We start from the raw sequence: 17,396 nt of genomic DNA, 5'->3' as shown, positions 1-17,396 counted from the left end.
TACAGCCGCCGTACGTTTGAACACCACAACGCATCCATGCCGCCAACCGTCCGACCTGCCTCGCCACGCGCGAGCGCCCCAGACGCCACGAGCGCCGAAGACCTCGCCGACACCCTGGACACCGCCGAAGCTTCGGAAGGCGCTGAAGCCGGGGAAGAAAAACTGCGCTCGGGCATCCAGTCGATCGAAGTGGGTTTTCGCCTGCTCGAAGTGCTCACCAGCGAGCCGCGCGCGATGATGCTGCGCGACCTCGCGCAGCGCGCGGGCATGAGCCCGGCGAAAGCGCACCGCTATCTCGTGAGCTTCATGCGCCTCGGCGTGGTCGCCCAGGACCCGCTTTCGGGGCGCTACGAACTGGGCGGCTTCGCGTTGCAGCTCGGACTGGCACGCCTCGCGCGCGTGGACGGCGTCAAGCTCGCGCGGCTCGCGCTCACCGAATTGCGCGACGCGCTCGACATCACCGTGGGCATCGCCGTGTGGGGCAACCAGGGGCCGACCGTCGTGCACTGGCTGGAGTCGAGCCACCCTGCGAAAGCGTCGCTCAAGCTCGGCGACGTCATGCCGATGCTCAGTTCCGCCACGGGCCTGCTATTCGCCGCCTACCTGCCGCGCAGCAAGACGGCCCCGCTGATCGAGCGCGAACTCGCGGGCGCGCAGCACTACTCGTACGGTTCGACGCCGCGCACGGCGAAAGCGCTCGAACAGGCGCTCGCAGACGTTCGCGAGCATGGTGCGGCCCGCGTGGAGGGCATGTTGCTGCCGACCATCCACGCGTTCTGCACGCCCGTGTTCGACGCGAGCGGCGAACTCGCGCTCGGACTCATCGCGCTCGGTCACGAAGGCGCATTCGATATCGCCTGGAACGGCGCCGTGGATAGCGCGCTGCGCGCGTGCGCCGAAAAACTGTCGTACGAATTGGGGTACAGTCCAACGCCGCGCTGAGGGCCGCGTGCCCCGGCCGGCACACATGTGACCCCGCTCGCGCGCGTCTGCCTTTCTGCAAGCACCCGGCGGGTTGTGTCACATTAACGTACGACCGATACCGACCCGCGACCACCCCACGAACCGCCGATGTCCACTCCAGCCGCCCCGCGCGAGGCACGCCGCCTCGACGCCGACTCACGCACGCCGCAGCGCATGCGCGCGTGGCGCTGGGTCGGCGTGTTCGTCGCGGTCACGGCGCTCCATTGGCTAGCGGCCGAATGGTTCGAGCGGCATCACGGCGCGCCGCCGCCTGTTGCGCACGTGCGCGTGCCGGTGCAAGTGGCGCTCCTCAAGCCCGAGCGCATCGAGCGCGCGGCAAAGCCCGCGGGCCCCGCCGCGGCGCCTCCCCATGCCGCGCCCAAACCCGCGCCCAGGCGCGCCGAGCCGCGTACGCTGCACGCTGTGACGCCGCCAAAGCCGCACCCCAAAGCGCCGGCCGCGCCGCCGGATACGCAGGCGGCGTCCGCGCCCGCAGCGGCATCGCCGGCCAGCGCGAGCGCCGCCGGCGCCAGCGGGACGGCTAGCGCCGCGCCCGGCAATGGCGAGCAGCCTTTCGCCCAAGCCACGCAGGCCTCGCATGGCCTGAAGTTTTCGGTGCCTCCATCGGGCGAACTGCAATACGACACGTTCTATAACGGCGTGCGCAATCAGCCCGGCACGATCCACTGGTCAAGCGACGGGCAACGTTACGAGATGGTCGTGCGCGTGCCTCTGCCCTTCGTCGGCGAGTTCAGCTGGACGAGCAGGGGCCGCGTGGACGCCTTCGGCCTGGCACCCGATCAATACATCGAAAAGCGCGGCCATCGCCCTTCGGACGTGACGGTTTTCAACCGCACCGACAGGCAGATCGTCTTCACGCGCACGCCCAACTCGCTCGCGCTGCCCGACGGCGCGCAGGACCGCTTCAGCATGGTGATGCAGCTCGCGAGCCTCGTGCGCGGCGATCCCGACGCGTACAAGCCGGGCGTCACGCGCGAGTTCTATGTCGCGGACAACGATAGCGGCGAAACGTGGCCCATCACCACGATCGGCGACGAAACCGTGAGCACGGATCATGGCTACGTCACGGCGCGCCATTTCATGCGTCTGCCGCGCCGCGAGGGCGACAAGCGGCGCATCGACGTGTGGCTCGCGCCCTCGCTCGGCTGGTTGCCTGTGCGCCTCGTGCAAACCGAGCCGAACGGCAACCAGTTCGAACTCGTGTGGCGTGGTGCGCTCGCGGCGCCGGACGCCTCGGCACCCGACTCCGCTGCGGCCGCGAACGCCGCGACCGCCACTGCGCCCAACGCCCCACCCGACACAACCTCGGCACAATCCGCAACACCGGAAACTGCGCCGGCTTCGGCGCCTGCTGCATCACAACCGCAACCGTCGACGCAGCCGGCGCCACCCGCCAATATGCAGACAGAAACGCCAACGCAATCACCGCCGCAACCGGCCACCGGCGACGCGCAACCCTCAGCCGCTTCGCCGGGCCCGGCGCCCGAGCATCCCTGATGCGCGCAAGCGCACGCACCGCTCGATCCGGACGACCCGCTTCGCAACACGAATTCACGAAATGGCGCATACTGGAATCGAGCCATGCGTCAAGGATCGCAAGGCGTCGCGCGCACCACGAAGGGCCGAAAAACAAGCAGATGAAACACGGCAGCAAGACAGCACGATAGCGCGCGCAAACAGCGAGCCAGCAAACAAGCAACCGGACCAGCACGAACAAACCGAAACAACGCTGCATACGACGGACAAAATCGGCACGACACAATAAACAGCGCAGCAAACAGGGACGCGACACACAAGCTAACGAACATCGCATCGCGCATTGTCTGCGCGCTTCAGGCGCGCGGATTGCTCCACCAGCATCGCGTGCATGCAGTACCTCGCAAACGGCTTGACTCCCGGCCTGGAAGGCGAAGGAGGAACCCATGCAAGTGACTGTCAACGGCATCGATACGCACTATGTCTTCGACGACAGGAGCGGTGGGCCGGCGCTGGCGTTCATTCACCAACTGGGCGGCGACCTTCAAGTGTGGGACACGCTCGCCGGACATTTCCGCCATCGCCACAGCGTGCTGCGCTATGACGTGCGCGGCCACGGCGCGAGCGCCATCGCGAGCGAACCGTTCGGCTTCGCCGATCTCGCCGCCGACCTCGACGCGCTTTTCGACGCCACTGGCATCGAGCATGCGCATCTCGTCGGCATGTCGATGGGCGGCATGATCGCGCAGCAGTTCGCGCTCGATTACCCCGAACGCGTGACGACGCTCACGCTTTGCGATACGGCGAGCCATACGCCGCCACAAGCGCGCGAAACATGGAACGAGCGTGCCGCCACGGTACGCAGCGAGGGGCTCGGGGCGCTCGTCGACGCAACGATGGCCCGCTGGTTCACCGCCGAATTCCGGCACACGCATGCGCCGACTGTCGAGCAGATTTGTGACGTTTTATTACGGACCCCTGCAGAAGGCTATGCGATGGCCTGCGAGGCGTTACGCGATTTCGACGTGCAAAACAGGCTCGCGCAACTGCGCGTGCCGACGCTCGCAGTGGCGGGCCGCCACGACAGCGGCACGCCGATGGCCGTAACGCAGGCCCTTGCAGGCGCGATAGAAGGGTCGCATTTCGTGGTGCTTGATGCCGCGCATCTGGCCCCGGTAGAGGAGTCGCACCGTTTCACCGCCTTGCTCGAAACGTTTCTCAAGCAGTTGGTCTAAGCAGTTCGAAGTAATAGTTCGAAGCAAAAGCATCATGGCAGTGGCAGCAGACGCAGTCGAGAAGTGAAGTAAAAAGGGAGAGCAGTCCACATAAGAGGTGATGCGGGACCCACCCCTTGAATTCCAGAACGAACGCTCCATGTATTGGCCTGAGAAGGTCAGGGAGCACAGGAAAAAGGAGTGTCGCCATGCAAATGATCTACAACAGTCCCAACTATTGCGTCGTCGAGTTCCCACCGCAGGACGGCCACAGCGCGATGCGCGCAGGCGGCTACGAGATCGTCGACAAGAATGCGCGTCGCGAGATCTTCATCGACGGCGCGATGGCGGCACGTTTTCGCGAAGACGTGCAAAAGCTGATGGACGAGGACCAGTCGCTCGACGAAGTCGACGAATTCCTCGGGCAGTTCGACAGCCTCATGCAACAACCCGTCGTGCTTCACTGACGCTAGCGCACCCCGCGGCACTCAACGCGCAGCGTCCTTCACACGAAACCCCGTCCGGCTTGCCGGGCGGGGTTTTCTTTTAGCGCCCCTTTCCGCTGTCCGGCAGGCGCCGCAGCGGCTTGCCCGCGCGACGCCGCCCGCAGCGCGGCGTTGCCGCAGCGGCTACAATGTGGGGTTCCCAGTTCAACCGGCACCACGCCCGCCCGCGATCCATGAACCAGCCTGCAGCCCTTGCCTCGCGCCCCGCCGGGGACGCCAAATACACGCGCGGCGCAGCGCTTCCCGCGCTGCTCGCCTCGCGTATCGTGATCCTCGACGGCGCGATGGGCACGATGATCCAGCGCTACAAGCTCGACGAAGCCGCCTATCGAGGTAAAGGCGGAAGCGAACGCTTCAGGGACTATCCGCGCGACATCAAGGGCAACAACGAACTGCTCTCGCTCACGCAGCCGCAGATCATCAGCGAGATTCACGAGCAGTACCTCGCGGCGGGGGCGGACATCATCGAAACCAACACGTTCGGCGCGACCACGGTGGCCCAGGACGATTACGGCATGGGCGATCTCGCCATCGAAATGAACGTCGAGTCGGCGAAGCTCGCGCGCGCCGCGTGCGAGAAGTATTCGACGCCGGACAAGCCGCGCTTCGCCGCGGGCGCGATCGGGCCGACGCCGAAAACGGCAAGCATCTCGCCCGACGTGAACGACCCGGGCGCGCGCAACGTGACGTTCGAAGAACTGCGCCGTGCCTACTACGAGCAGGCGAAGGCGCTCATGGACGGCGGCTGCGACCTCTTCCTCGTCGAGACGATCTTCGACACGCTCAACGCCAAGGCCGCGCTGTTTGCGCTCGACCAACTCTTCGAAGACACGGGCGAGAATCTGCCGATCATGATCTCGGGCACCGTCACCGACGCCTCGGGGCGCATTCTCTCGGGTCAGACCGTCGAAGCGTTCTGGAACTCGCTGCGCCACGCGAAGCCGCTCACGTTCGGCCTGAACTGCGCGCTGGGCGCGGCGCTCATGCGCCCGTACATCGCCGAGCTTGCGAAGCTCTGCGATACGTACGTCTCGTGCTATCCGAACGCGGGCCTGCCCAACCCGATGAGCGACACGGGCTTCGACGAAACGCCCGCCGATACATCCGGACTGCTCAAGGAATTCGCGAGCGCCGGTCTCGTCAACGTGGCAGGCGGCTGCTGCGGCACGACGCCCGAGCACATCGCGGCCATTGCCAAAGCGCTCGCCGGGATCAAGCCGCGCCGCTGGCCCGGCCAGTATCGCGAAGCCGCCTGAAGCCGCCTGAAGCCACCTGAAGGCAAACTCGATCGCGGCTTCCGAGTCCCGCTCCAACAACATACGATCCGGTCCCACGCCATGACTGACCATACCCTGCGCCTTTCCGGGCTCGAACCCTTCAACGTGACCGAAGGCACGCTGTTCATCAACGTGGGCGAGCGCACCAACGTGACCGGCTCGAAGGCTTTCGCGCGGATGATTCTCAACGGCCAGTTCGACGAGGCGCTCGCGGTTGCGCGCCAGCAGGTCGAAAACGGCGCGCAGGTCATCGACGTCAACATGGACGAAGCCATGCTCGACTCGAAGGCGGCGATGGTGCGCTTCATGAACCTCATCGCCTCCGAGCCCGACATCGCGCGCGTGCCGATCATGATCGACTCGTCGAAGTGGGACGTCATCGAGGCGGGCCTGCAGTGCGTGCAGGGCAAGGCCATCGTCAACTCGATCTCGCTCAAGGAAGGCAAGGAGCAGTTCGTGCATCACGCGAAGCTCATTCGCCGCTACGGCGCGGCGAGCGTGGTGATGGCGTTCGACGAGCAGGGCCAGGCCGACACGTTCGCGCGCAAGACCGGGATCTGCAAGCGCTCCTACGACATCCTCGTGAACGAAGTGGGCTTCCCGCCCGAGGACATCATCTTCGACCCGAACATCTTCGCGGTAGCCACGGGCATCGAGGAGCACAACAACTACGCCGTGGACTTCATCGAAGCCACGCGCTGGATCAAGCAGAACCTGCCCTACGCGAAGATCAGCGGCGGCGTGTCGAACGTGTCGTTCTCGTTCCGCGGCAACGACCCGGTGCGCGAGGCGATCCACACCGTGTTCCTCTACCACGCCATTCAGGCGGGCATGGACATGGGCATCGTGAACGCGGGCCAGCTCGGCGTGTACGCCGACCTCGACGCCGAGTTGCGCGAGCGCGTGGAAGACGTGGTGCTCAACCGCCGCGCCGACGCCACCGACCGCCTGCTCGAGATCGCCGACAAGTTCAAGACCGGCGCCGCGAAGAAGGAAGAGAACCTCGAGTGGCGCAACCAGGACGTCGAAAAGCGTCTTGCGCATGCGCTCGTGCACGGCATCACGAACTTCATTGTCGAGGACACCGAAGAAGCGCGCGTGAAGATCATGGGCGCCGGCGGCCGGCCGATCAACGTGATCGAAGGCCCGCTCATGGACGGCATGAACGTCGTCGGCGACCTGTTCGGCCAGGGCAAGATGTTCCTGCCGCAGGTCGTGAAATCGGCGCGCGTGATGAAGCAGGCCGTGGCGCACCTGATTCCGTTCATCGAGGAAGAAAAGCGGCTGCTCGCCGAATCGGGCGCCGACGTGCGCGCGAAGGGCAAGATCGTCATCGCAACGGTGAAGGGCGACGTGCACGACATCGGCAAGAACATCGTGTCGGTGGTGCTCCAGTGCAATAACTTCGAAGTGGTCAACATGGGCGTGATGGTCCCGTGCAACGAGATCCTCGCGAAGGCCAAGGTCGAAGGCGCGGATATCGTCGGCCTCTCGGGTCTCATCACGCCGTCGCTCGAGGAAATGGCTTACGTCGCGAGCGAAATGCAGCGCGACGACTACTTCCGCATCAAGAAGATTCCGCTGCTGATCGGCGGCGCGACCACCTCGCGCGTGCATACTGCCGTGAAGATCGCGCCGCACTACGAAGGTCCGGTCGTGTACGTCCCGGATGCTTCGCGCTCGGTTTCGGTGGCGTCGAGCCTGCTTTCGGACGAAGGCGCCGCGAAGTACCTCGACGAACTCAAGGCCGACTACGAGCGCATTCGCGACCAGCACGCCAACAAGAAGGCCACGCCGCTCGTGACGCTCGAAGAAGCGCGCGCCAACAAGACGAAGATCGACTGGGCGAATTTCCAGCCCGTGAAGCCGAAGTTCATCGGCCGCCGCGTGTTCAGGAATTTCGACTTGAACGAGCTCGCGAATTACATCGACTGGGGGCCGTTCTTCCAGACGTGGGACCTCGCGGGTCCCTATCCGCAGATCCTCAACGACGAGATCGTGGGCGAGTCTGCGCGCCGGGTGTTTTCCGACGCGAAGTCGATGCTTGCGCGCCTGATTCAGGGCCGCTGGCTCACGGCCAACGGCGTGGTCGCACTGTTGCCCGCGAACACCGTGAACGACGACGACATCGAGATCTACACCGACGAATCGCGCAGCGAAGTCGCGCTCACGTGGCGCAACCTGCGCCAGCAGTCGGTGCGCCCGGTGGTGGACGGCGTGATGCGTCCGAACCGCTCGCTCGCCGACTTCATCGCGCCGAAGGACTCTGGCGTGGCGGACTACATCGGCATGTTCGCGGTGACGGCGGGCATTGGCGTGGACGTGAAGGAAGCGCAGTTTGAGAAGGACCACGACGACTACAGCGCGATCATGCTCAAGGCGCTCGCGGACCGCTTCGCGGAGGCGTTCGCCGAAGCGATGCACGCACGCGTGCGCCGCGACCTGTGGGGCTACGCGGCCAGCGAAACGCTCGACAACGACGCGCTGATCGCCGAAAAGTACGCGGGCATTCGCCCGGCTCCCGGCTACCCGGCCTGCCCGGATCACCTCGTGAAGCGCGACATGTTCGACTTCCTGCAAGCGGGCGAGATCGGCATGAGCGTAACGGAGTCGCTCGCCATGCTGCCGGCCGCCAGCGTTTCGGGCTTCTATCTCGCGCACCCGGACAGCACCTATTTCTCGGTGGGCAAGATCGGCCAGGACCAGCTCGCCGACTATGCAAGGCGGATGTCGCTCTCCGACGAGGACGCCCGCCGCGCGCTCGCGCCGCAGCTCTAAGCCGCACGGTGCGCCGCCGCGGGCGGCGCGCTTTCTCGCGTCGCGCTCCCCCCTGTTGTCGCCGCCCGACATACGTCATCCGGCAAGATGAAGATTACGCGCGCACGATTTTTCGGCTTTGTAAGATGGCCCGGCAAGACCCGGTATCACCTGCATGACACCCGGCCACATGCGGCAAGGCCGCGCTGGCTTGATCATCAGCCAATCCTTAAAACGCAAAATCGAAGCAACCTCGACGGAGAAATCGTATGAAGAAGCTGATGTTGATGTTGACCGCCTTCGGCGTCGCGGCGCTTGCGCAGCCGTCGTTCGCCCAGCCGGCCGCGCCGGAGCAGGCGAGCCCCGTGACGTCGTATTCGGCGCCCACCGAAAAGCACGTGAAGAAGCCGAAGAAAAAGAAGATGAAGAAGTCAGAGGCTTCCGCTGCCGAACCGGCCGCTGCCAGCGAGTAAGGCGCGCCGCGGGTGAACAAAAGCAGAGGGCCCGCAACATTGCGGGCCCTCTGCTTTTTGAAGCGTCGAATCAGGCTGGGCAGCCAGGGCGGTCCTCACTGGCTGGCCGCTACGCACCGTGGCGACAGGGCAACCCTGCGTCCAGTCATGTCACACAAGGACGTCAGGCAGGAACTCAAATGCCCCACAAAACGTCGTTGTCTTCCTTCTTCGCGGCGCGCAGCATATCGAGGAACGGAAAGGCGCGTTGCGCGAGACCGACCGGCAGTTCGTGATGCGCGTGGTCATCTTCGCCTTCGTGAAAGTGGCCTTCCTGCTCGTGGCGCTCTTTCTTGTCCGTGGCGATGGCCGCTTCGAGCTTGATGATGGCGGTATCGAGTTCGTCGTGGGTGATCACGCCGCGCGGGCCGAGCCGCTTGCCGATAATGCCGAGAAGGTATTGTGCGAGGTTCTCCAGCATCGTGACGTCAGGCGCCGCGTGACATTTGAAAGTAACCAGCATGTCTGTTCCCTTTATGATTTTCTGGATCTGCGCGTGACGCTCCGGCCTGCGAAGCCAGACAGGCCAAGGCGGTCCATGTCGCGCTACCTCATTTCACATATTAGCACCTGCTAAAATCCGTCAGGACGGAATTACCCGCAGGGCGCGGCGCCCGGACGTTCTGGCGTCTGGTACGCCGCCACGCCGCCTGCCGCAACGAGGCCCCCCGTGCATCGGCGCATGGCAGGTGGCCCACCGCGAGGCTGGCGCCCTCACCCGTATTCGGCGGTCGGCGCCGGCGAGCCAGGGGCCATGCTCCTGGCTACGCCCCCAGGCGCCGGCCCCGCATCCCATTACCCGCACAGGACTTGCAACCAGCATGCTGCCCGCACAGAAACACACCCTGGAGACCCTGCTCGCGCAAATCGTAGCCCAGGTGGCAAAGGCCACCGAAGGCGCGAGCGAAGCCGCATTCGTCGTGCCCGCAATCACGCTCGAGCGCCCCAAGGTCGCCGCACACGGCGACGTCGCCTGCAACGTCGCGATGCAGCTCGCCAAGCCCATGCGCGCGAACCCGCGCCAGCTCGCCCAGCAGATCGTCGACGCCGTGCTCGCCCAGCCCGAGGCCGCAGGCCTCGTCGAGACGGCCGAAGTGGCCGGCCCCGGCTTCATCAACCTGCGTCTCACTGCGAACGCCAGGCGCGCCGTGATCGGCGCCGTGTTCGAGCAGGGCGAGGCATTCGGCCGCTCGCAGCGCGAAGCGGGCAAGCGCGTGCTCGTCGAGTTCGTCTCGGCCAACCCTACCGGCCCGCTGCACGTGGGCCACGGCCGCCAGGCCGCGCTTGGCGACGCCATCTCGAACGTGCTCGCCTCGCAGGGCTATGACGTGCACCGCGAGTTCTACTACAACGACGCGGGCGTGCAGATCGGCAACCTCGCCCTCTCCACCCAGGCGCGCGCACGCGGCTTCAAGCCCGGCGACGCCGAATGGCCCGAGGCGGCCTACAACGGCGAATACATCGCCGACATCGCGCGCGACTACCTTGCGGGCGAAACCGTCGCGGCCAAGGACGGCGAGCCCGTCACGGGCGAAAAGGACCCTGAGAACCTCGAAGCGATCCGCCGCTTCGCCGTGGCCTACCTGCGCCACGAACAGGATCTCGACCTGCAGGCGTTCGGCGTGAAGTTCGACCGCTACTACCTCGAATCGTCGCTGTACACGGAAGGCCGCGTCGAGAAGACCGTCGAGGCACTGGTCGCTTCGGGGCAGACTTACGAGCAGGAAGGCGCGCTGTGGCTCAAGACCACCGACTACGGCGATGACAAGGACCGCGTGATGCGCAAGTCCGACGGCACCTATACCTACTTCCTGCCCGACGTGGCCTACCACGTCACCAAGTGGGAGCGCGGCTTCACGAAGGTCATCAACATCCAGGGCTCCGATCACCACGGCACCATCGCGCGCGTGCGCGCGGGCCTGCAGGCGCTCGGCATCGGCATTCCGAAGGGCTATCCCGACTACGTGCTGCACAAGATGGTCACGGTGATGCGCGACGGCCAGGAAGTGAAGATCTCCAAGCGCGCGGGCAGCTACGTGACCGTGCGCGACCTGATCGAATGGTCTGGCGGCGCGAACCCGGGCAGCGAAGTCTCGCCCGACCTGCTCGACGAGGCGACAATCCGCCGCGGCCGCGACGCCGTGCGCTTTTTCCTCATCTCGCGCAAGGCCGACACCGAATTCGTGTTCGACATCGACCTCGCGCTGAAGGAAAACGACGAAAACCCGGTGTACTACGTGCAGTACGCGCATGCGCGCATCTCGTCGATTCTCGGCGACTGGCAGGGCAAGTTCGGTGGCGATCCAGCCGCGCTGCCCAAGGTCGATCTCGCGCCGCTGTCGAGCGAGCGCGCGCTCGCGCTCATCGCGAAACTCGGCGAATTCCCCGACATGCTCACGCATGCCGCCGGCGAACTCGCGCCGCACGCGGTGGCGTTCTACCTGCGCGAACTCGCCGCTGAGTTTCACTCGTTCTACAATGCCGAACGCGTTCTCGTCGATGACGCCGCCGAACGCGACGCCCGCGTCGCCCTCCTCGCGGCCACGCGCCGGGTGCTCGCGAACGGCCTGGCCGTGATCGGCGTGTCCGCGCCGGAGCGCATGTAACGAGACGCGCGAGACCCGCGCGCAGCAACTTGTTTGGGGCCGCCGCCTCGCGCGGACGGCCATTCCAGGATTCTCTTGTTTGCAGGTGATTCAGACGATGGCAAAACCGCGCCGCACTACGAAACAGCAGTCGAAGCAGTCCGGGGGAACCTTTCTCGGCATCGTGCTGGGCCTGATCGTCGGCCTTGCGATCGCGGTGGTGGTGGCGCTGTACATCACGCGCGCGCCCACGCCGTTCGTCTCGAAGGTCGCGCCGCCGGCCGCTTCCGACGTCAGCCAGAACAACGAGCAGGTCGACCCGAACCGCGTGCTGCAGGGCAAGTCGCCGGGCCAGCCGGTGCCGCAGGCCGCGCAAAGCACGCCGCCCAACACGGCGCCGGGCCAGACCACGAACCAGTCGCAGTCCTCGGGCATGCTCGAAGAGCCGCAGATCGTGGAAGTGCCGCCTTCGGGTTCGAACAGCAACGCCGCCAACAACGGCGTGGCCGTCGCGCCGCAACCGTCGACGGGTGAAAACGTCACGGGGGGCACGGCGATCGCGAGGAAGCCGCAGTCGGCCAGCAATTCTACGAACAACGCGACGAACAGCGCGACGACCAACCCGGCGCAGATCCTCGCGAACAACCAGCCGCAGAAGCCCGCCAACGCGGTGCCGACGCCCCCGGCCGCCAAGCCCGGCAGCGTCGCGCCCGCCCCCGGCGACGCCAACACCGGCTACTTCCTGCAGGTGGGCGCGTACAAGACGTCGGGCGACGCCGAGCAGCAGCGCGCGCGCCTCGCGTTCCAGGGGTTCGAGTCGAAAGTGACGCAGCGCGATGCCGGCGGCGTGACGTACTATCGCGTGCGCATCGGTCCGTTCACGAAGTTCGACGATATGAACTCGACGCGTCAGCGCCTGTCCGACGCCGGTATCGATACGGCCGTCATCCGCTTCACGAAGCAGTAATCGCCGCCCGCGCCGCGCACCGCGCGCCCGCCCACCGAAGCCGCAGCACAGCGGCGTTCGCGTGAGGACGGGCTGCGGCGCGCGGCGCGGCGTCCGTCAACAAGCACATCCGCAGGCGCCAGCTTCGCGCCAACGGCGTCCTGCGGCAGACAACCGGCCGCCGCCGGTCCAAGAACAGTGGATTCCTACGCCATGAAACGACTTCTCGGTACGCTTTTTCTCTCGCTTTCGCTGGTCGCCGGCGTGGCCCACGCCACGCCCGAGGCGCCCGTGGCCGGCAAGGACTACACGGTCCTGAAGGCGCCGCAGGCGCTCGACGTGCCCGCGGGCAAGATCTCGGTGATCGAGTTCTTCTGGTACGGCTGCCCGCACTGCAACGCGTTCGACCCGTATCTCGAAGCGTGGATCAAGAAACAGGGCCCGGACGTCGTGTTCAAGCGCGTGCCGGTGGCATTCCGTGACGACTTCATCCCGCACTCGAAGATGTACTACGCACTCGACGCGCTCGGCCTCGCCCAGAAGCTCACGCCGGTCGTGTTCCACGAAATCCACGTGAACAAGAACTACCTGCTCACGCCGGAAGATCAGGCGAAGTTCCTCGCCACGCAAGGCGTGGATGCGAAGAAGTACATGGAAGCCTACAACTCGTTCTCGACGCAGAGCGCGTTGCAGCGCGACAAGGCCCTGCTCGATGCCTACAAGATCGACGGCGTGCCGACCATCGCCATCCAGGGCAAATACGAGACCGGCCCGGCCATGGTCCAGGGTCCCGAAGACAAGGCGCTGCCGGGCACGACCCAGGTGATGGACTTCATCGTCTCGCAGATCCGCGCGAAGAAGATGTGAGACACAGCGCCATGCAGGACGCGCCTCTGAAGGTCTTCATCACCGGCGCGTCGAGCGGCATTGGCGCCGCGCTCGCAGCCGTTTACGCGCGGCAGGGCGCCGTCCTCGGGCTCGTCGCGCGCCGCGGCGAGGCCCTTGCCGGCTTCCGGCAGTCCCACCCCGATCACCCCATCGCCATCTATCCCGCCGACGTGCGCGACGCCGATGCGCTCGCCGCCGCCGCGCGCGACTTCATCGCCCAGTACGGCATGCCCGATATCGTGATCGCCAATGCGGGCGTGAGCCGCGGCGTGCTCACGGGCGAAGGCGATCTCGCCACGTTCCGCGACGTGATGGACACCAACTACTTCGGCATGGTCGCCACCTTCGAGCCGTTCGCCTCGGCGATGAAGCAGGCAAGGCGCGGCACGCTCGTCGGAATCGCGAGCGTGGCCGGCGTGCGCGGGCTGCCGGGCTCGGGCGCCTACAGCGCGTCGAAGGCCGCGGCGCTCGCCTATCTCGAAGCGCTGCGCGTGGAAATGCGCCCGTTCGGCGTGCCCGTGGTCACCATCGCGCCCGGCTATATCCGCACGCCGATGACGGCGAAGAACCCCTACCGCATGCCCTTCCTGATGGACGCCGACCAGTTCGCCGCGAAGACTGCGCAAGCGATCGCGCGCGGCACGTCGTTCGCGGTGTTCCCCTGGCCGATGCGCGTGGCCGCGGCGATGCTGCGCGCGCTGCCGCGCTGGGTCTACGACCGCGTGTTCGAAAAGGCGCCGCGCAAGCCGCGCGCGGCGGGCCACTAAGGCGCTTCCGCTGGCCGCACGGCGCCCCCATGCCATATGGGTATGTCGATTAAATGGTTGTCTCGGCAATTTCCCTTCGATAAGCTTGGCTCGTCCGGGCGCCCTTCCGAGCCTTCCCGCCTCTCCTGAATCGAACAAAACGGGGCGCCGCCCGCCACCGAAGAACCACGGAGATCCCATGCGCTTCACCTCGCCCACCGCGCGCACGCTCGTGCCTGGATTCGTACCAGGCCTCGTGCTTGCGACCGCGCTTGGCGCCGCGTTCGCGGCCGCGCCCGCGCTCGCCAAACCGCTGACGGTCTGCACCGAGTCGAGTCCCGACGGCTTCGACGTCGTGCAGTTCAACTCGCTCGTCACGACCAACGCGTCCGCCGACGTCATCTTCAATTCGCTCGTGGCCTATGACGAAGCGCAAAAGAAGGTCGTGCCCGCGCTCGCGGACAAGTGGGAAGTGAGCGCCGACGGCCTGACCTACACGTTCCATCTGCGCCCCGACGTGGCGTTCCAGACGACCGAATGGTTCAAGCCCACGCGCACGCTCGACGCCGACGACGTCGTCTTCACGTTCGATCGCATGCTCGACGCGAACAATCCGTGGCACAAGGTGGCCGGCGCGAGCGGCTTCCCGCACGCACAGTCGATGGGTCTCGTGAAACTCGTGAAGGCGGTCAGGAAGGTCGACGCGAACACGGTGAAGTTCGAACTCAACGAGCCGAACGCCACGTTCCTCTCGATCCTCACGATGGGCTTCGCATCGATCTACTCCTCCGAGTACGCCGACCAGTTGCTCAAGGCCGGCAAGCAGGTCGATCTCAACGCGAAGCCGGTGGGCACGGGCCCGTTCACGCTCAAGAGCTACACGAAGGACGCAGTGATCCGCTACGACGTGAACCCGGCCTACTGGGGGCCGAAGCCGAAGGTGGACCGCCTGATCTACGCGATCACGCCCGACGCCGCCGTGCGCGCGCAGAAGGTGAAGGCCGGCGAATGCCAGATCGCGCTCTCGCCCAAGCCCCAGGACGTGGCCGCGGCGAAGGACGACAAGTCGCTCAAGGTGGTGGAGACGCCCGCGTTCATGACGGCGTTCGTCGCGCTCAACACGCAGAAGAAGCCGCTCGACAACCAGAAGGTGCGCCAGGCGCTGAACATGGCGTTCGACCGCACGACGTACCTGAAGGCGATTTTCGATAATACCGCCACGCCCGCGACGAACCCCTGGCCGCCTATCACCTGGGGATACGACCGGTCGATCCAGCCGTATCCGTATGACCCGGCGAAGGCGAAGCAGCTGCTCGCCGACGCGGGCTTCGCCAACGGCTTCGCGACGACGATCTGGGTGCGTCCGAACGGCAGCGTGCTGAACCCGAACCCGCGCGCGGGCGCGGAGCTTTTGCAGGCCGATTTCGCGAAGATCGGCGTGAAGGCCGACATCAAGGTGATCGAGTGGGGCGAGCTGATCAAAGAGGCGAAGCAAGGCCAGCACGACACGCTCTTCATGGGCTGGGCCGGCGACAACGGCGACCCCGACAACTATCTCTCGCCGCTCTTTAGCTGCAACGCGGTGCAGTCGGGCATCAACTTCGCGCGCTTTTGCGATCCCCAGCTCGACAAGCTGATCGCCGAAGGCAAGGCCACCGCCGATCAGGCGAGGCGCGTGAAGCTCTATGAAGCGGCACAGCAGATCATCCACGACCAGGCCCTGTGGATTCCGCTTGGCTACCCGACCGCCTCCGCCATCACGCGCACCAACGTGAGCGGCTATCAGGTGAGCCCGTTCGGACGCCAGAACTTCGCGGGCGTCGTGGTGCAGTAACGGCAGGAGCATGCCGGGCGCTCGCGTCCGGCGCACCGTTTACAGACCCGCCCCGACGATCACGAATTGAAACACGCCCGCCTGCGCGAAACATGCGGGAAGCCCGCCGCAGGCGGGCGGGCGCCTTTCCTGCCATTACCGCCCGTAAAATTCGCGCGCAGTTTGTTGCAGTTTGGTAACTCAAGCCGGCGCTCGCCTGGCTACATTGAAGCCATCGAATCTTCAACCGAAGGGGCTCAAAATGAAAACCAAACTCTTTGCCGCGCTGGGTGCTGGAGCGCTCGTCCTGGCCGCCTCGCAAACCGCGATGGCCGGCGTGGTGGTCGGACTGAACGTCGGCGTGCCCGCTCCGGTTTATGTTGCACCCGCACCGGTGTATGTCGCGCCGCAGCCCGTTTATGTCGCGCCGCGTCCGGTCTACGTCGCGCCGCCCGTGCGCGTGGCCTACGCGCCGGCTATCGTGATCGGCTGGCATGGCGACCGCTACTGGGACGGCCACCGCTGGTACGGCCGCCGCGAGTGGTATGGCCGTCGCGGCTGGTACTAAACCCGTTGCCTGAATTGCAAAGCGCCTCGCCAAAACGCGAGGCGCTTTTGTTTTACGCGATGTCGTTACGTGCCGCCCGAATTACTTGCGGTCCGCGACGATCTGATCGAACGTGCCGCCATCGGCGAAATGCGTGGCCTGCGCGTTTTGCCAGCTGCCGAACACCTGCTCGACCGTGAAGGTCTTGATCGGCTTGAATTCGCTGGCGTGCTTCGCGAGTACCGCCGCATCGCGCGGACGCAGATGGTGCTGCGCGATGATCTCCTGCGCGGCGGGCGAATACAGGTAATCGAGATACGCCTGCGCGCTCTTGCGCGTGCCGCGCTTGTCCACGACCTTGTCGACGATCGTCACCGGCGGCTCCGCCAGCAGGCTCACCGAGGGATAGACAGCTTCGAAGTCCTTCGCACCCACGCCACTGTCGATGAGCGCCACTTCGTTTTCGAAGGTCACGAGCACGTCGCCGATGCCGCGCTGCGTGAAGGTCGTCGTCGCGCCCCGGCCGCCCGCGTCCAGCACCGGCACGTTCTTCAGGAGCGCGCGTTCGAAGTCGAGCGCCTGGGCGTCGCTCGCGCCCTGCTGCTTGCGGTAGCCCCATGCGGCCAGATACGCGTAGCGTCCATTGCCCGACGTCTTCGGGTTGGCGATCACGACCTGCACGCCGGGCTTCGCGAGATCGTCCCAATCCTTGATGTGTTTGGGATTGCCCTTGCGCACGAGGAACACCATCGTCGTCGTGTAGGGCGCGCTCGCGTCGGGTAGACGCGTGCGCCAGTTGGCGGGCACGAGATGACCCTGCTGCGCGAGCAGGTCGATGTCGTTGGGCTGGTTCATCGTCACGACATCGGCTTGCAGGCCTTGCAGCACCGAGAGCGCCTGCGCGCTCGACGCGCCGTGCGACTGCCTGATCGACAGGGTCTCGCCGGTCTTCTTCTGATAGTCGGCGATGAAGCTCGCGTTGATGTCCTTGTACAGCTCGCGCGTCACGTCGTACGAGACGTTCAGCAGCGACGTTTCGGCATGCGCTGCCGCCGCACTCAATGCGATGATGCCCGCGCCGAGCCAGCGCGCCGTGCGTCCCAAACCTGCCATGGTGATCCCCGTCTGTCGTTGAAAGGCGTTTC

Annotated in this window: 15 protein-coding genes; 13 read left to right on the top strand and 2 right to left on the bottom strand. The window is 65.8% G+C overall.

The genetic code is table 11. The features are described 5' to 3' along the window. The first annotated feature begins 36 nt into the window (after nt 1-36). From C7411_RS03890 to C7411_RS03860, 7 genes are all read left to right on the top strand, one after another. Nucleotides 37-942 (top strand): IclR family transcriptional regulator, encoded by a 906-nt coding sequence (locus C7411_RS03890; RefSeq protein WP_110383050.1) that lies wholly within the window; start codon nt 37-39, stop codon nt 940-942. A 129-nt stretch (nt 943-1,071) separates the two neighbouring features. Beyond that, on the top strand, nt 1,072-2,481 hold the full coding sequence (locus tag C7411_RS03885; protein ID WP_110383051.1) for a DUF3108 domain-containing protein: 1,410 nt from the start codon (nt 1,072-1,074) through the stop codon (nt 2,479-2,481). 425 nt (nt 2,482-2,906) lie between these two features. Further along, nucleotides 2,907-3,695 carry a 3-oxoadipate enol-lactonase gene (gene pcaD, locus C7411_RS03880; protein WP_110383052.1) on the top strand — a complete coding sequence of 263 codons (789 nt, stop codon included), beginning with the start codon at nt 2,907-2,909 and terminating at the stop codon, nt 3,693-3,695. Between the two features lie 188 nt (nt 3,696-3,883). Then, nucleotides 3,884-4,141 carry a BTH_I0359 family protein gene (locus tag C7411_RS03875; protein ID WP_042265636.1) on the top strand — a complete coding sequence of 86 codons (258 nt, stop codon included), beginning with the start codon at nt 3,884-3,886 and terminating at the stop codon, nt 4,139-4,141. A 212-nt stretch (nt 4,142-4,353) separates the two neighbouring features. Further along, on the top strand, nt 4,354-5,436 hold the full coding sequence (locus tag C7411_RS03870; RefSeq protein ID WP_110383053.1) for a homocysteine S-methyltransferase family protein: 1,083 nt from the start codon (nt 4,354-4,356) through the stop codon (nt 5,434-5,436). Between the two features lie 66 nt (nt 5,437-5,502). Continuing rightward, nucleotides 5,503-8,235: a methionine synthase gene (gene metH, locus C7411_RS03865; protein ID WP_258365410.1), complete on the top strand. Its 2,733-nt coding sequence runs from the start codon at nt 5,503-5,505 to the stop codon at nt 8,233-8,235. Nucleotides 8,236-8,483: 248 nt separating this feature from the next. After that, entirely contained in the window at nt 8,484-8,687 is a 204-nt protein-coding gene (locus tag C7411_RS03860; RefSeq protein WP_110383055.1) for an acid-shock protein, read from the top strand. 175 nt (nt 8,688-8,862) lie between these two features. On the opposite strand, the gene C7411_RS03855 is transcribed toward C7411_RS03860, so the two are convergent. Then, nucleotides 8,863-9,189 (bottom strand): DUF1840 domain-containing protein, encoded by a 327-nt coding sequence (locus C7411_RS03855; protein ID WP_110383056.1) that lies wholly within the window; start codon nt 9,187-9,189, stop codon nt 8,863-8,865. A 358-nt stretch (nt 9,190-9,547) separates the two neighbouring features. On the opposite strand from C7411_RS03855, the gene argS reads away from it, so the two are divergent. From argS to C7411_RS03825, 6 genes are all read left to right on the top strand, one after another. Next, entirely contained in the window at nt 9,548-11,332 is a 1,785-nt protein-coding gene (gene argS, locus C7411_RS03850) for an arginine--tRNA ligase (RefSeq protein WP_110383057.1), read from the top strand. 97 nt (nt 11,333-11,429) lie between these two features. Next, the gene (locus C7411_RS03845; protein ID WP_110383304.1) at nt 11,430-12,278 is read left to right on the top strand and encodes an SPOR domain-containing protein; all 849 of its coding nucleotides are present in this window, start codon (nt 11,430-11,432) and stop codon (nt 12,276-12,278) included. A gap of 192 nt (nt 12,279-12,470) precedes the next feature. Further along, nucleotides 12,471-13,124, top strand: coding sequence for a thiol:disulfide interchange protein DsbA/DsbL (locus C7411_RS03840; RefSeq protein WP_110383058.1), 654 nt, complete (start codon nt 12,471-12,473; stop codon nt 13,122-13,124). Nucleotides 13,125-13,135: 11 nt separating this feature from the next. Continuing rightward, nucleotides 13,136-13,912, top strand: coding sequence for an SDR family oxidoreductase (locus tag C7411_RS03835; protein WP_110383059.1), 777 nt, complete (start codon nt 13,136-13,138; stop codon nt 13,910-13,912). 178 nt (nt 13,913-14,090) lie between these two features. Continuing rightward, nucleotides 14,091-15,725: an ABC transporter substrate-binding protein gene (locus tag C7411_RS03830; protein ID WP_110383060.1), complete on the top strand. Its 1,635-nt coding sequence runs from the start codon at nt 14,091-14,093 to the stop codon at nt 15,723-15,725. Between the two features lie 241 nt (nt 15,726-15,966). Further along, a complete protein-coding gene (locus C7411_RS03825; RefSeq protein ID WP_110383061.1) occupies nt 15,967-16,272 on the top strand; it encodes a hypothetical protein in 306 nt (101 codons plus the stop codon). 81 nt (nt 16,273-16,353) lie between these two features. Here the strand turns inward: C7411_RS03825 and C7411_RS03820 are convergent, their stop codons facing one another. Continuing rightward, nucleotides 16,354-17,364, bottom strand: a complete 1,011-nt coding sequence (locus C7411_RS03820) for a sulfate ABC transporter substrate-binding protein (protein WP_110383062.1) — start codon at nt 17,362-17,364, stop codon at nt 16,354-16,356. Nucleotides 17,365-17,396: the final 32 nt, after the last annotated feature.

The organism is Paraburkholderia silvatlantica, assembly GCF_003096715.1.
In the GTDB taxonomy this organism is placed as follows: domain Bacteria; phylum Pseudomonadota; class Gammaproteobacteria; order Burkholderiales; family Burkholderiaceae; genus Paraburkholderia; species Paraburkholderia silvatlantica.
This window is presented reverse-complemented; position numbering and strand designations above follow the sequence as displayed.

What these genes read in the sequence shown, in the direction of transcription:
- C7411_RS03855 (WP_110383056.1), bottom strand. Translation starts at nt 9,189, where the DNA reads ATGCTGGTTACTTTCAAATGTCACGCGGCGCCTGACGTCACGATGCTG.
- pcaD (WP_110383052.1), top strand. Translation starts at nt 2,907, where the DNA reads ATGCAAGTGACTGTCAACGGCATCGATACGCACTATGTCTTCGACGAC.
- C7411_RS03830 (WP_110383060.1), top strand. Translation starts at nt 14,091, where the DNA reads ATGCGCTTCACCTCGCCCACCGCGCGCACGCTCGTGCCTGGATTCGTA.
- C7411_RS03890 (WP_110383050.1), top strand. Translation starts at nt 37, where the DNA reads ATGCCGCCAACCGTCCGACCTGCCTCGCCACGCGCGAGCGCCCCAGAC.
- C7411_RS03860 (WP_110383055.1), top strand. Translation starts at nt 8,484, where the DNA reads ATGAAGAAGCTGATGTTGATGTTGACCGCCTTCGGCGTCGCGGCGCTT.
- C7411_RS03875 (WP_042265636.1), top strand. Translation starts at nt 3,884, where the DNA reads ATGCAAATGATCTACAACAGTCCCAACTATTGCGTCGTCGAGTTCCCA.
- C7411_RS03835 (WP_110383059.1), top strand. Translation starts at nt 13,136, where the DNA reads ATGCAGGACGCGCCTCTGAAGGTCTTCATCACCGGCGCGTCGAGCGGC.
- C7411_RS03825 (WP_110383061.1), top strand. Translation starts at nt 15,967, where the DNA reads ATGAAAACCAAACTCTTTGCCGCGCTGGGTGCTGGAGCGCTCGTCCTG.
- C7411_RS03820 (WP_110383062.1), bottom strand. Translation starts at nt 17,364, where the DNA reads ATGGCAGGTTTGGGACGCACGGCGCGCTGGCTCGGCGCGGGCATCATC.
- C7411_RS03885 (WP_110383051.1), top strand. Translation starts at nt 1,072, where the DNA reads ATGTCCACTCCAGCCGCCCCGCGCGAGGCACGCCGCCTCGACGCCGAC.
- C7411_RS03840 (WP_110383058.1), top strand. Translation starts at nt 12,471, where the DNA reads ATGAAACGACTTCTCGGTACGCTTTTTCTCTCGCTTTCGCTGGTCGCC.
- C7411_RS03845 (WP_110383304.1), top strand. Translation starts at nt 11,430, where the DNA reads ATGGCAAAACCGCGCCGCACTACGAAACAGCAGTCGAAGCAGTCCGGG.
- C7411_RS03870 (WP_110383053.1), top strand. Translation starts at nt 4,354, where the DNA reads ATGAACCAGCCTGCAGCCCTTGCCTCGCGCCCCGCCGGGGACGCCAAA.
- argS (WP_110383057.1), top strand. Translation starts at nt 9,548, where the DNA reads ATGCTGCCCGCACAGAAACACACCCTGGAGACCCTGCTCGCGCAAATC.